Genomic DNA, 12,687 nt, shown 5'->3' on the forward strand with positions numbered 1-12,687 from the left:
TGCACATTTTATGATTAAATTTGAAGATAGGATTGGTAGCCTATGAAAAATTTACACAAAAGTCTGTAAAGGGTCACCACTATAACTCTATCAGTATTTTTTTCTAGCCTATGTGCTTGTTATCTTTTTAAAGGTAATTTAATGCTAATGATCTGGGCTTTTGTCTTTGGTATATTTCTACCTTTTTATCGCTTTGGTAATACTAAACTTAAACAAATACAAAACTTAACTACAAATACAATATTAGTTTTAATAGCAATGATCTTAGCATCTTTTATTAGTTTAATAAATTCTCCAATATTACAAGAAATCACTAGGACGATTCTAGTTTTTTTATGCCTATATTCTCAGCGCTATTTTAATGGTGGTCGCATACTTGTTATATTTTTGATAGTTTACGTTTTACTCTTTTTCTATCTTGATCCATTTTTACAAAAAAATGATCTGTTACCATCCCTTAATTATTGTTTAATTGGGCTATTGATAGGTTTTATATCAACCTCAATATTTACGATTATAATGCCTAATGTGAAAATAAAAAACCCTCCTGTTAACAAGGATTCTTTCGTTATTAAGCAAGCGATCGTTATAACAGCTCTTATAAGTACTATTTATATATCTTCAAGATTTATCCATTTAACTAATCCAGCTTGGGTTTGTTACTCAATAGTTATAGTTTCTACTGGCAATTATATCTCGAGTCTAAAGACTTCTCTGCATAGATTAACAGGAACAATTATCGGAGCTATTATTGGTATTTTATTATCTCACTTTATTTTTGATAGATATCCATTAATGATATATTCTTGCTTTATTTTTATATTTCTTACTTATTTAATAATTCATCATAATTATGGATTAGGAATTGCTTTTGCAACTATCTGGTTAGTGACAGTATTTTATTTCCTCAAATCAGACATGACAGTAATAACATTTACTCTAGCAAGAATATATGACACTCTCTTAGGCATAATATTTGGAATAATTGCTGAACTAATATTAAACCTCTTAAATAAGAAGAAGTTTCAATTTAAGTTTTTACATTATATTAATTCTAAAATATTCTTTATTTGATTTTTTGATATTCTTTTCTGAGAATAGACATTATATGAAATGATTCATATTGATTTTTTAGAGCATTAAATTCACAATCTCTTAAGGTTCCTTCAATAACAAATCCAGCAGATTTGTAAATATGAACAGCTCTAGAGTTATAATCTTTAACATCTAACCACACTCTATGAGCCTGAGTATTTTTAAAAATCCAATTCAATATAAGCTTTAAAGCTTTCTTTCCATACCCCTTACCTTTACTAGATGAATCTATCGCAATACGTTTAATATGAATTGAATTATGATTATTAAATAGATCAGTAAGTATCACATATCCAATATCTATAGATAGTTGATCTTGAATTATAAAATATGCAATATTTTTATCTGTTAATGCTGAAATATGGTTATCATAATCCCACTTACCAATATATAAGCTATTATCAGTATGGTTTTCTAACTTAACAATGAAGCTTATATCTGATTGTTCAGCATTTCTTAAATTGATATTTTCAACATTTGATAGCTTTGTCACTTTCATATACTCATCAGTCTAACTTTAATAAATTTGCAACTGGCTTATAGCTTTTTCTATGAATATCTAGAACACCATACTGCTTTATATTTGCCAGATGATCTTTAGTTGGATAGCCTTTATGTTTAGCAAAGCCATATTGTGGATAAAGTTTATCGTGCTCTAGACATATTCTATCCCTATGTACTTTTGCTAATATCGAAGCTGCTGATATCTCTAAGATTTTAGAATCTCCCTTTACTATTGCTTCAGAGTTATAGCTCCATTGTGGTAATTTATTACCATCAACTAAAACTTTATCAAACAACCCAATTAAATTATCAGCAACTTGCTTCATTGCCTTTAATGTTGCCTGTAAAATATTTAAATCATCTATATCTTGAGGTGAAACTTCGACTATTGAATAAGCTTTTGCTTTTAAAACAATCTCTTCATATAGTAGCTCACGTTTTTTATCACTTAATTTTTTAGAATCATTAAGGCCAAGTATAGTATTATCACTGTCTAATATAACACCCGCTGCAACCACTGGACCTGAAAGAGGGCCTCTTCCTGCTTCATCTATACCTAATATAATCATCTGAGAACCTAATCTTACCCCTTATTATCAAGAGAGCTTAAAAAACCTCTTAAAATATTTACCTCTTGGCTTTCCAACTCACTTCTTTGAAAAAGTCTTTTTAGCTTATCAATAACATGGCCAGGCTTATCTTTATCTAAAAATCCTGATTCTATCATCCTACCTTCAAGATGCTTATAAAAACCTTGTAACTCTTTTGTGGAAGCTTTTTTATGTGAATGATTATATTCTGGAACATCTTTAGCATCTGTTATTTCAATCATCTGTTTATGTATCTCATAAGCAACCAATTGAACAGCTTGAGCTAAATTTAAAGATGTATAACCCTCATTTGAAGGAATATATGCATGAACATTACTCATCAAAAGCTCTTCATTCAAAAGTCCTGTTCTTTCACGACCAAAAAGTATCGCAACCTTTTCATTAGATTTTTGAATCTTTGTTAAAATATTTGTAGCTACTTTTGATATAGGCTCTATTGGTAATGAAACTCTCCTTACTCGAGCACTTGTTCCAACTACATAGTCAATACCATCCAAAGCCTCATCTAGTGAATCAACTATTTTTGCACCCTTAACTACTTCTGTAGCATGGCAAGACAAAGCGATAGCTTCATCATCTATACCCTTTTTAGGATTCACTAACCAAAGATTAGTCAACCCCATATTCAACATTGCTCTTGCTGTAGAGCCCACATTACCACTATGTGATGGCTCCACAAGCACTATTCTTATATTTTCTAATAATTTATCCATTATATGTACTAGTAATTAACTTATATAAATCATCGACCGTTTTTACTTGATCAAAATATCTTTGTGTCTTATCAGCTTTAATAAATAGGGCTAACTGTTTTAATAATTCTATATGAATTTCAGATATATTATCGGGGAAAAATACCCCTATCGCCATTTTTATATCCTCGCCAATAGATTCATCATGATATGTATTTTTGAGTGTTACTATAATTATCTTTGTAGTCTCTAGGTTTTTAACCCTACAATGAGGAATATAGATGTTTTTACCAATATAGGTATTACCTATCCTTTCTCGATTATAGATACTACTAAGCACAGAGTCCTCATCAATCTCAGGGTATGAGACAGCTAACCTATTCGTAATAAATTCGATTAAACGTTTTTTAGACTCAATATTGAGGTTCAAGATAATATTTTTTTTATCGATAAGAGCTTTTAAATTCATAAATTGATTAAATAAAGTTTGAGTAAGAAGAACTATTCACTATGACCTGTACTATGATTACATCTCATTTTGTTTTTATGCTTTTTAAGTTGACGTGCTAATTTATCTTCTAACATATCAATAGCTGCATAAAGATCTTTATCTTCGGCTTTTGCAACAAACTCACTACCGGGTACAATTACTATAGCTTCAGCAACCTGCTGTTCTTTTTCAACAGCTAAGATAACTTTCGTAGATGTTATATGATCAAAGTAGTGTTCCACTTTTCCTATTTTTTCACCCACATAACTCTTGATTGGATCAGTAACTTCTACGTGTCTACCAGTAATTTGAATATTCATAAATAAACCTCCAGTTTTTGAACACCAGACTCCTCGATTTATCATATAAACTTATAGAGCCCTATTTATAATAACCACCAAAGTGATATACTTACATTATACAAGCTAAATATTATAAAGAAAAGAATGAACAACAATGCAAAACAAATTTTAACATCACTAGGGCTAATCTTAGTTGCTATAGTGTCATTTATAATTTTTGCTCCAATATTTGTATTTTTAATAATTTTCCTAATGATATCTTCATTTATTTTACGTAGAAGAATAATGAAACAAAATGCTGACTTTTTTAATAAAAATGATCGTAAAAAAGGTCGAGTAATTGATCAAGAAGAAGACATCTCTGAAAATTTCAATTCTAATCAAAAACTAAAATAATAAAATGTACACAAAAGATACTATTGTTGCTATAGCGACACCTCAGGGTAATGGCGGTATCGGCATTATTAGAATATCCGGCCCAAATGCTTTAGAAATATCTCAAAAGCTTACTGCAAAACAATTAAAGCCTCGATATGCCACATTTTGTACCATTTATAATGATCAAGAAGTTATAGATAATGGTATTGCAATATATTTTAATTCTCCTTTTTCATATACAGGAGAAGATGTTGTTGAGATTCAAGCTCATGGTAACCCTTTTATACTTAATCTAATTATAAAAGCTGCTTTAAACAGTGGTGCAAGAATGGCCAAAGCTGGTGAATTTACTGAAAGAGCTTTCTTAAATAATAAACTTGACTTAGCTCAAGCTGAAGCAGTTGCAGATATAATAAACGCTTCATCAGAAGTTGCCGCTAAATCTGCAGCTAAATCATTACAAGGCGACTTTTCTAAGGAAATCAATAGCCTCCTAGAGAAGTTAATTTATTTAAGAATGTATGTCGAAGCCTCTATAGACTTCCCAGAAGAAGAAATAAACTTTCTAGAAGATACAAAAATACACAACAGCCTAGAACAAATATATCAAACAATACTAGCAGTAAGAAATAGTTGTAAGCAAGGAGTTATACTATCTGAAGGTATTACTCTGATACTAGTTGGTAAGCCTAACGCTGGTAAATCTAGTCTTTTAAATGCTTTAGCTGGCAAAGAATCAGCTATTGTAACATCAATTGCTGGTACAACTAGAGATATCGTTAAAGAACATATCCAAATCAATGGTGTTCCAATGCATATAATTGATACTGCAGGGTTACGTAGTAGTGATGATATTATTGAAAGTGAAGGTATTAAAAGAGCTATTGCCAAGATTCAGGAGGCTGATCAAGTACTTTTTGTAACTGATGATTATACAAATAGTAACGTTAAATTTAGCGATATTAAAGAGATAATACCTGAATTCTATGATCAAATACCTAAAGATATTGATATTACATATGTTCATAACAAAATAGATCTACTTGAAAATACACCTGAAAATCAAGATAACCATATATATATATCTGCAGGTAATAATATAGGCATAGATAAACTAAAAAATCATATACTTAAGAAAGTAGGTTATACGAATCAAAATGAAAGTATCTACACTGCTCGCGAAAGGCATGTTACTGCAATAAATAAAGCCTTTGAGCATATAAATCTAGCAAAAGAACAATTAAATCTAGGTAATGGTGAACTACTTGCCGAAGAGCTTTTGATAGTTCAAGAATATTTAAACTCTATTACTGGAGAATTTAGTTCAGATGATTTATTAGGTGAAATTTTCTCAAGTTTTTGTATAGGAAAATAATTCACTTAATAAAACTTTCGAATTATGCTTTGTTAATAACAACCAATCCTTGTTAAATTTAGATAGATAAACTTTCTCATGATTAGTGTTACTATAGCTTTCATCTAAAAAAACAAGGATCTATTTAATAATGAAAAAAACACTATCGTACCTAACATTTCTTGGCATATTATTAAGCTTTGGAATCGTAGATCTTATAGCTTCTGAGAAGAAGAATCCTAACTATACAGTTTTGAAATATAATTAGAAATATATACTAATTATTTTATATCTAATAAATTAGTATATAAGTTTCTAACGAACAGACGTAATCCTATCCTCCATACTCCTCATTTTATTATATTGGATCTCCTGAAGTTTCTGTTGAGATATAGAGTTTGCATCTCCCATATTTTGATACTCTAAAGCTGTCGCTGATGAAGATAGAATAACTAATGTAGATATAATTAAAAATATATTTCTCATATTGATTTTACCCTTAGGTTTTTTGTTTGATATTAGACTATCACTAGCTAAAAGATATATGAAATTCTTTATTCTTATATAGAATATAAGCTTTACTTATAGCAAACCAAATAAAATAATTTTCTATAAGAATCTATTTTTAAAATAAAATAAATATTCCTCAAACATTTTGTTAAAATATATTAGTTTGAAAAAAATATCTAAGATAACATGCTCTCTCTAATTGGTAACACTCCTATTATAAAGCTTAAAAATCCACATACTAAACATAATATCTTTGCAAAATGTGAATGGTTGAATCCTACAGGAAGTATAAAAGATAGAGTAGCAAAATATATATTGGAAAACCTTATAAAAATTAAGCAGATACAACCAGGACAAACGATTGTTGAAGCAAGCTCTGGCAATATGGGCACATCATTAGCAGCTATTGCTAAATTTTATAATCACCCTGTACATATAACATGCCCTGAGAAAACAGGCTTAATGAAAAGATCTATGATAAAGAGTTTTGGTGCGAATTTAACAATATGTAAAAACACAGCAGATCATCATGATCCTGATTTTTATGTTAACAAAGCAAAAGCTATAGCACATGAAACAAATGGTATTTTGATAAACCAATACGATAATAAATTAAATACTCAGTGTCATTATCAAACTACTGGACAAGAAATAGTAGATTATTTTATAGAAAAAAATATTAATATTGATTATTTTATAACAGTTGGTGGATCTGGTGGAACGATAACTGGTTGTTCAAAGAAAATAAAAGAAATATTTCCAAATGCTAAAACAATTATGCCAGACCCTAAAGGTTCAGTATATTATGATATATTCTATAATGGCAAACCTAACCCTAAAAATATATACAGCTACAAAGTTGAAGGACCTGGTAATCCAGTATTTTGTGAGTCAATGGACTTAAAATATATTGATGAAGTTATCCAGTTTACAGATCAACAAGCCATAAATGGATGTCACGATCTAGCAAGTGAACAAGGAATCTATGCTGGGCATAGTAGTGGAGCAAATTATTTTGCTGTTAAAAAGCTATTAAATTTGATCCCAAATGACGATTCATATAATATTCTTATAATGATTTTAGATAGTGGTATGAAATATACTTTTTATTAGAAAAAAAACCTCTAAAATATATATGTAAAACAATTTAGTTAACTTATGTTATTATTAAACATAAAAAAATTACCGTAGGAGAAGAAACTATGCCAGGTATATTAATAAGCCTTATATTGTTGCTAATATCAGTAGTAACTGCTTGGTTTAACCGCCGTGGAGGACAAGTATTTTTTGTCATATTTTTAATTGTTGCTAGTGGTGTACTTATTCACCATGCAAGTCAACATGTAGCAATGTACGTATAATAGGGAGTTTATCATGACAAGATCCGGTGCTGAAGATAATATGAAAATTTTAAGTGCTATAGAGGTTATAGTTATAACTGTAATTATTATTATAGACTTCTATTTTCAGTTTAGTATGCATAATATGCCAAAACCTGTTTCTCTTATATTATTACAGAGAATGGGATTACTTGCTATGGGATTTGGGTTTTTGCTAAATACTCACTTCCATATTCGCCCAAGTCATTATGCATATTCACTATTAGCAACTGTATTTACACTACTTGTTTCTTTAAAGATAATAAGTATTCATATGCTTGATCCAATAGGTATTGGTCCAAAGCTTTTTGGTGTACATATGTATAGTTGGGTATTTGTAATCTCTATCATATATCTAGTTTATATTGCTATAGTTATGTCATTCTCTGGACAATATGACCTTCACAAAAGAACAGCAAAAGAAGTGTCTGAGTCTCATAATAAAGTAATTCGTACTATAACTCATATTGTGTTTGTAATATTTGTTATATTAATAATTATTAGTATAGGTTCAGCATTTTATGTATGTGGCGATGGTGCTTGTACTGTACAACAAGTAGCCGCTCAACATGCAGCCCCAATACTACAATAATTTACAATACCTTTTTCTAAAAACTTTTCAAAACTTCACTTTTCTCTAAGTTTCATTCAAGAAATCAAGTAAGAAATATATTAAATAAATCTATTAACTGCTAAGATTGAAGTGTATGAAAACCTTCATTGGGAGAAAAGTTATGCCTGGAATATTTATAAGCTTCATTCTACTCTTAATTTCTACAATAACTGCTTGGTTTAATCGTCGCTATGCAGTAATAATCTTTAGTATATTTCTCATTATAGCAAGTCTAGTATTTTTGCACCATGCAACTAGTAAGTTATCAATTTATCTATAAAGGGGATGTGTTATGAGCAAAATAATACCAAAAGATCTAATCAAAGCAATAAGTGCTATTGAAATAACAGGCATAGCTATAATTATAATAGCTGCATTCTTCTTTCAGTTTTTTATGTATGAATTACCATGTCCATTATGCCTATTACAACGACTAGGTTTATTAGCCATAGGTTTTGGATTCTTGCTCAATATACGCTTTCATGTACGACCAAGTCATTATGCTCTATCACTTTTATCAGCTGTATTTACATCGTTTGTATCACTTAGACAAATAGCCTTACATGTTACAGACCCTGTTGGTTTTGGCTCTAAAGTCCTAGGTATGCATATGTATAGTTGGGTATTTGTAATATCTATGGTAGCTATTATCTATATAGCTATAGTTATGTCTTATCCGAAACAGTATGAAATCCGCCAAGAACCTCAAGAAATTTCTGAAGCAAAGAATAAAAAGATTCGCATATTTACAAATATAATTTTTCTAATTTTTATACTAGTTGTTTTTGCTAATGTCGTATCAATATTTTTTGAGTGCGGATTATATCAATGTCCAGACAATCCAAAAGATTATATTCTTTTAGCAAATAGTTAATAAGAAATTATACTTTTTCTAATTATAATGCTTTGAAGACGGATTCTATACTTACTTTTGCATCTCCAAAAAGCATACAGGTATTATCTTTGTAAAATAAAGGATTCTCTACTCCTGCATAGCCTGATGACATACCTCTTTTAAACACTATTACATGCTTTGCATTCCACACTTCTAACACAGGCATACCACTAATTGGTGTTCCTGGCTCTTTTGAAGCAGGATTAACAGTATCATTAGCTCCGATTACTAGTACGACATCAGTATTAGAAAAATCCTCATTTATTTCATCCATTTCCAAGACAATATCATAAGGAACTTTAGCCTCTGCAAGTAACACATTCATATGTCCAGGTAGTCTACCGGCCACAGGATGAATTCCAAAACGAACATTAACTCCCTGCTTACGCAAACACTCTGCTACCTCAAAAATAGGATATTGTGCTTGAGCTACAGCCATTCCATAACCAGGAGTAATAATGACTTCATTCGCCTGTCGCAACATATCTGCTACAGTGTCGGCTGTTACTTCATGATACTCTCCCTCTTCTGATGATATAGATTTAGTAACAGTGCCAAACCCTCCTGCAATAACAGAAAAAAACGATCGATTCATTGCCCTACACATAATATAACTAAGAATAGCACCTGAAGATCCAACTAAAGCTCCTGTACTAATCAGTAAATCATTTTGTAGCATAAAGCCTGTTGCTGCTATAGCCCATCCTGAGTACGAATTTAACATTGAAATAACAACAGGCATATCAGCGCCTCCAATAGAAACAACTAAATGCCAACCAAAGAATAAAGCTATTACTGTCATCAATATCAATATTAATATACTTTGGTTTATAGCTACGAAATAGATTAATAAGAATACTATTACAATTAGTGCTATTAAATTTAACTTATGTCTATGAGGTAATGTTAAAGCTCTAGATTTTAATAGACCATTTAGTTTACCAAATGCTACAAGTGAACCTATAAAAGTAACTGCCCCAATAAAGATCCCTAAATATATTTCAATTAGATGGATACCCAAATCTAGGTCAAATACAATAGCTTTGTCAAATCCCACACTTATTATATAACTATTATACCCAATAAAAACAGCAGCTACTCCAACAAAGCTATGTAAAACAGCAACTAACTCTGGCATTTGAGTCATCTCGACTTTCTTAGCAAAACATATACCTAGTATACCTCCCAACAATATTGCAATAAGAACGATAATAACCCCAATAATTGAGCTACTTAATATAGTTGCAGCTAATGCAATTATCATACCTAAAATACCAATGAAACTACCTCTTTTAGCAGATTCTTGATGAGATAATCCAGCTATACTTAAAATAAAACAAATAGCAGCAATGATATATGCCACAGTAACTAATCCATGTAACATCCTTACTTCTCCTATTTCTTAAACATTTTAAGCATACGCTTGGTAACAAAAAAGCCGCCAAAAATATTAATATTAACGATTAATACTGCTATGAAAGCTAATAGTTTCACTATCAAAATATTACTATCTAATTGTAATATTGCTCCTACGATAACAATTCCTGAAATAGCGTTAGTTACACTCATTAAAGGTGTATGCAAAGAGTGCGTAACATTCCAAACTACATAATATCCAATAACACAAGATAATATAAATACATTAAAATGCCCTAAAAACTCTTTCGGGGCAAAGCTCATTATTGAAGCTAATATTAATATAGAAAAAATACCTACTACTTTTTTTATTTTTTTATTTTCATTACTTTTTTCTAAATTTTCTATATTCTTAGATTCTTCTTTTACAACCTTAGTAGTCGTTGCACTAACCTTAATTGGTGGTGCAGGCCAAGTAACTTCACCCTCTTTAAGAATAGTTACTCCTCTTACAACTAAATCATCAAAATTAATAGTAATTTGACCATTTCTTTCAGGAGTTAGCAGCTTTAATAAATTAATCACATTTGTCGCATATAACCTTGATGATTGAGAAGGTAATCTTGAAGGTAACTCTGTATAACCAATTATAGTCACATGATTATTAGTAACTGTAATTTCATTAGGTTTACATAATTCACAATTACCTCCAGTTTGTGCAGCTAAATCAACAACTACACTTCCTGGTTTCATTAAACCTACAGTTTTTTCAGTGATTAATTTTGGCGCTGGCTTACCAGGAATTAATGCTGTAGTTATAATAATATCAACATCTCTTGCTTGTTCTTCAAATAATTTCATCTCTGCATCAATATATGCTTGACTCATGGTTTTAGCATATCCATCCCCAGAATCTGAATCTTCATCTATATTAATTTCAAGAAACTCTGCTCCTAAACTATGAATTTGCTCTTTTACTTCTGTTCGAGTATCAAATGCCCTTACAATAGCTCCTAAATTACCTGCTGTACCAATTGCTGAAAGTCCTGCAACTCCAGCACCAATAACAAGAATTTTTGCAGGTGGGACACGACCAGCTGCGGTTATTTGTCCTCCAAAAAAACGGCCGAAATGATTAGCAGCCTCAACTACAGCTTTATAACCTGCTATATTAGCCATTGAGCTCAATGCATCCAAAGATTGAGATCTTGAAAGTCTTGGAACACAATCCATTGCTAATACATTTATATTAGCCACACTCAATTTTTTTAATAATTGTTTATTTTGAGCAGGCTAAACAAAACAAATCAATGTAGACCCTTGCTTTAATAAATCAGACTCATGTTTAGCTAATTTTTCATTATATTCAGGTGGATTAACTTTCAAAACTATGTCTGAAGCAAATACTTCTTCTATATTAGCAACTATTTTAGCACCTGCTTCTTCATAACTGTGATCAGTAAAATAAGACTTAACTCCTGCTTGAGTTTCAACTATAACTTCAAACCCTAACTTTATTATATTGCTAATACTATCTGGAGTAGCTGCAACTCTATTTTCATTAGCATGAATTTCTAAAGGAATTCCTACTTTCATATTTCCTTAAAAATAAATTAATAGTTTAATATAAATTATAGCTTTACCTATAAAACATGCACTACTTCTACAGCTATATTATTAACTAATGGCAAAAAAACTTATTAAAATGACAAAATTTAATGTAATTATGCATTATAGTTACATTACTTAAAATGTAGATATATTAAATTTTGGAATAGTCTTTCAATGATTAAATAGGAATACTAATCATTATTTGATCTATCTTTTTGAATATTCTCACTAATTAAGTCTATAGCTTTTTCACACTCTTGAAGTGTCAGTCCTTCCATTCGGCAAGTGTTATTTGATACTCTTGTATTTACTCTCATTGCAGTACTAATATCATTAATATACACAGATCCTAACCCAAACGCCTTCTCAATAATATTTGATCTAAGATTTATATCATTTATATTACGGTATGGGATATCTCTACGATTAAGATATAAAAAACCATATTTAAGAACACAGCGTTGATTTGTTATGGTGTAACTATAACCATTGATAATTCTTCGAATAAAAAACCAAGCAACTATAAAGTAAATAATTAGCAATACAAAAATAACTAATACCGTATTTGTCAACATATCATGGTTTATAGTTGTCTTATTTAACTTTGAAAAAAACATTACAGCGATAGCTATAATTAAAAAAGAACTATGCCAAAGCTTTATAATAAAGAAATAAATGATACTTGATTTATCTGGCTTCAATTCTAATAGAATACTTTCATTTTCTTGTAGGTTCATAACTTATAAGGAAATAGTTTATTCTACTTTAATAGTACTTCTAAAAAGCAGATATATCAATTATTAGGATTAATTAATAGTCCAGAAACAAAAAAGCCCCAGATTTCTCTGAGGCTTTGGTGTTGCTTATCACGATAAGTCTTTGATATGTAATAAGATG

General features: G+C 30.1%; 16 protein-coding genes and 1 pseudogene. 8 read left to right on the forward strand and 9 right to left on the reverse strand.

Annotated elements, in window-relative coordinates; genetic code table 11:
• Positions 1-147 precede the first annotated feature (147 nt).
• On the forward strand, positions 148-1,074 hold the full coding sequence (locus AB8E56_RS09725) for an FUSC family protein (protein ID WP_329480542.1): 927 nt from the start codon (positions 148-150) through the stop codon (positions 1,072-1,074).
• Here AB8E56_RS09725 and AB8E56_RS09730 read toward each other — a convergent pair.
• The 5 genes from AB8E56_RS09730 to raiA are packed head-to-tail and all read right to left on the reverse strand — an operon-like array spanning position 1,067 to position 3,712.
• Positions 1,067-1,594: a GNAT family protein gene (locus AB8E56_RS09730; protein ID WP_329480544.1), complete on the reverse strand. Its 528-nt coding sequence runs from the start codon at positions 1,592-1,594 to the stop codon at positions 1,067-1,069. The genes AB8E56_RS09725 and AB8E56_RS09730 overlap by 8 nt on opposite strands.
• A 7-nt stretch (positions 1,595-1,601) precedes the next feature.
• Complete coding sequence (gene rnhB, locus AB8E56_RS09735) at positions 1,602-2,168, reverse strand: ribonuclease HII (protein ID WP_329480547.1); 567 nt, start codon at positions 2,166-2,168, stop codon at positions 1,602-1,604.
• Between the two features lie 14 nt (positions 2,169-2,182).
• Entirely contained in the window at positions 2,183-2,923 is a 741-nt protein-coding gene (locus AB8E56_RS09740; protein ID WP_329480549.1) for an RNA methyltransferase, read from the reverse strand.
• Positions 2,916-3,371, reverse strand: coding sequence for a PTS sugar transporter subunit IIA (locus tag AB8E56_RS09745; protein ID WP_329480551.1), 456 nt, complete (start codon positions 3,369-3,371; stop codon positions 2,916-2,918). Before AB8E56_RS09745 ends, AB8E56_RS09740 begins: the two co-directional genes overlap by 8 nt.
• A gap of 32 nt (positions 3,372-3,403) precedes the next feature.
• Positions 3,404-3,712 carry a ribosome-associated translation inhibitor RaiA gene (gene raiA / locus AB8E56_RS09750; protein WP_329480573.1) on the reverse strand — a complete coding sequence of 103 codons (309 nt, stop codon included), beginning with the start codon at positions 3,710-3,712 and terminating at the stop codon, positions 3,404-3,406.
• 126 nt (positions 3,713-3,838) lie between these two features.
• Between raiA and AB8E56_RS09755 the strand changes: the two genes are divergently transcribed.
• Together AB8E56_RS09755 and mnmE are read left to right on the forward strand one after the other, a co-directional pair.
• Positions 3,839-4,090 carry a hypothetical protein gene (locus AB8E56_RS09755; protein ID WP_329480553.1) on the forward strand — a complete coding sequence of 84 codons (252 nt, stop codon included), beginning with the start codon at positions 3,839-3,841 and terminating at the stop codon, positions 4,088-4,090.
• 4 nt (positions 4,091-4,094) lie between these two features.
• Complete coding sequence (gene mnmE, locus AB8E56_RS09760; protein ID WP_329480555.1) at positions 4,095-5,447, forward strand: tRNA uridine-5-carboxymethylaminomethyl(34) synthesis GTPase MnmE; 1,353 nt, start codon at positions 4,095-4,097, stop codon at positions 5,445-5,447.
• A 294-nt stretch (positions 5,448-5,741) separates the two neighbouring features.
• Here the strand turns inward: mnmE and AB8E56_RS09765 are convergent, their stop codons facing one another.
• Complete coding sequence (locus tag AB8E56_RS09765) at positions 5,742-5,912, reverse strand: hypothetical protein (RefSeq protein ID WP_329480557.1); 171 nt, start codon at positions 5,910-5,912, stop codon at positions 5,742-5,744.
• A gap of 210 nt (positions 5,913-6,122) precedes the next feature.
• Between AB8E56_RS09765 and AB8E56_RS09770 the strand changes: the two genes are divergently transcribed.
• From AB8E56_RS09770 to AB8E56_RS09790, 5 genes are all read left to right on the forward strand, one after another.
• A complete protein-coding gene (locus AB8E56_RS09770) occupies positions 6,123-7,049 on the forward strand; it encodes a cysteine synthase family protein (RefSeq protein ID WP_329480559.1) in 927 nt (308 codons plus the stop codon).
• A gap of 89 nt (positions 7,050-7,138) precedes the next feature.
• The gene (locus tag AB8E56_RS09775; RefSeq protein WP_329480561.1) at positions 7,139-7,297 is read left to right on the forward strand and encodes a hypothetical protein; all 159 of its coding nucleotides are present in this window, start codon (positions 7,139-7,141) and stop codon (positions 7,295-7,297) included.
• 13 nt (positions 7,298-7,310) lie between these two features.
• Positions 7,311-7,907 carry a disulfide bond formation protein B gene (locus AB8E56_RS09780; protein WP_329480563.1) on the forward strand — a complete coding sequence of 199 codons (597 nt, stop codon included), beginning with the start codon at positions 7,311-7,313 and terminating at the stop codon, positions 7,905-7,907.
• Between the two features lie 142 nt (positions 7,908-8,049).
• Positions 8,050-8,208, forward strand: a complete 159-nt coding sequence (locus AB8E56_RS09785) for a DUF5993 family protein (RefSeq protein WP_329480565.1) — start codon at positions 8,050-8,052, stop codon at positions 8,206-8,208.
• Between the two features lie 12 nt (positions 8,209-8,220).
• Positions 8,221-8,802: a disulfide bond formation protein B gene (locus tag AB8E56_RS09790; protein ID WP_329480567.1), complete on the forward strand. Its 582-nt coding sequence runs from the start codon at positions 8,221-8,223 to the stop codon at positions 8,800-8,802.
• 22 nt (positions 8,803-8,824) lie between these two features.
• Here the strand turns inward: AB8E56_RS09790 and pntB are convergent, their stop codons facing one another.
• The 3 genes and pseudogenes from pntB to AB8E56_RS09805 form a co-directional block, all read right to left on the reverse strand.
• A complete protein-coding gene (gene pntB / locus AB8E56_RS09795; protein ID WP_329480569.1) occupies positions 8,825-10,207 on the reverse strand; it encodes a Re/Si-specific NAD(P)(+) transhydrogenase subunit beta in 1,383 nt (460 codons plus the stop codon).
• An 11-nt stretch (positions 10,208-10,218) separates the two neighbouring features.
• Positions 10,219-11,775 (reverse strand): annotated as a pseudogene (locus AB8E56_RS09800) (Re/Si-specific NAD(P)(+) transhydrogenase subunit alpha).
• Positions 11,776-11,981: 206 nt separating this feature from the next.
• Positions 11,982-12,527 (reverse strand): PH domain-containing protein, encoded by a 546-nt coding sequence (locus tag AB8E56_RS09805; RefSeq protein ID WP_329480571.1) that lies wholly within the window; start codon positions 12,525-12,527, stop codon positions 11,982-11,984.
• Between the last annotated feature and the right edge of the window lie 160 nt (positions 12,528-12,687).

It is taken from the genome of Francisella sp. 19X1-34 (assembly GCF_041102755.1).
Taxonomy (GTDB): Bacteria; Pseudomonadota; Gammaproteobacteria; order Francisellales; family Francisellaceae; genus Francisella.

Coding starts and splice junctions, on each gene's coding strand:
- AB8E56_RS09730 (WP_329480544.1), bottom strand. CDS start 1,594: ATGAAAGTGACAAAGCTATCAAATGTTGAAAATATCAATTTAAGAAAT.
- AB8E56_RS09790 (WP_329480567.1), top strand. CDS start 8,221: ATGAGCAAAATAATACCAAAAGATCTAATCAAAGCAATAAGTGCTATT.
- AB8E56_RS09770 (WP_329480559.1), top strand. CDS start 6,123: ATGCTCTCTCTAATTGGTAACACTCCTATTATAAAGCTTAAAAATCCA.
- AB8E56_RS09745 (WP_329480551.1), bottom strand. CDS start 3,371: ATGAATTTAAAAGCTCTTATCGATAAAAAAAATATTATCTTGAACCTC.
- AB8E56_RS09740 (WP_329480549.1), bottom strand. CDS start 2,923: ATGGATAAATTATTAGAAAATATAAGAATAGTGCTTGTGGAGCCATCA.
- AB8E56_RS09805 (WP_329480571.1), bottom strand. CDS start 12,527: ATGAACCTACAAGAAAATGAAAGTATTCTATTAGAATTGAAGCCAGAT.
- AB8E56_RS09785 (WP_329480565.1), top strand. CDS start 8,050: ATGCCTGGAATATTTATAAGCTTCATTCTACTCTTAATTTCTACAATA.
- AB8E56_RS09775 (WP_329480561.1), top strand. CDS start 7,139: ATGCCAGGTATATTAATAAGCCTTATATTGTTGCTAATATCAGTAGTA.
- pntB (WP_329480569.1), bottom strand. CDS start 10,207: ATGTTACATGGATTAGTTACTGTGGCATATATCATTGCTGCTATTTGT.
- AB8E56_RS09780 (WP_329480563.1), top strand. CDS start 7,311: ATGACAAGATCCGGTGCTGAAGATAATATGAAAATTTTAAGTGCTATA.
- raiA (WP_329480573.1), bottom strand. CDS start 3,712: ATGAATATTCAAATTACTGGTAGACACGTAGAAGTTACTGATCCAATC.
- AB8E56_RS09755 (WP_329480553.1), top strand. CDS start 3,839: ATGAACAACAATGCAAAACAAATTTTAACATCACTAGGGCTAATCTTA.
- rnhB (WP_329480547.1), bottom strand. CDS start 2,168: ATGATTATATTAGGTATAGATGAAGCAGGAAGAGGCCCTCTTTCAGGT.
- AB8E56_RS09765 (WP_329480557.1), bottom strand. CDS start 5,912: ATGAGAAATATATTTTTAATTATATCTACATTAGTTATTCTATCTTCA.
- AB8E56_RS09725 (WP_329480542.1), top strand. CDS start 148: ATGATCTGGGCTTTTGTCTTTGGTATATTTCTACCTTTTTATCGCTTT.
- mnmE (WP_329480555.1), top strand. CDS start 4,095: ATGTACACAAAAGATACTATTGTTGCTATAGCGACACCTCAGGGTAAT.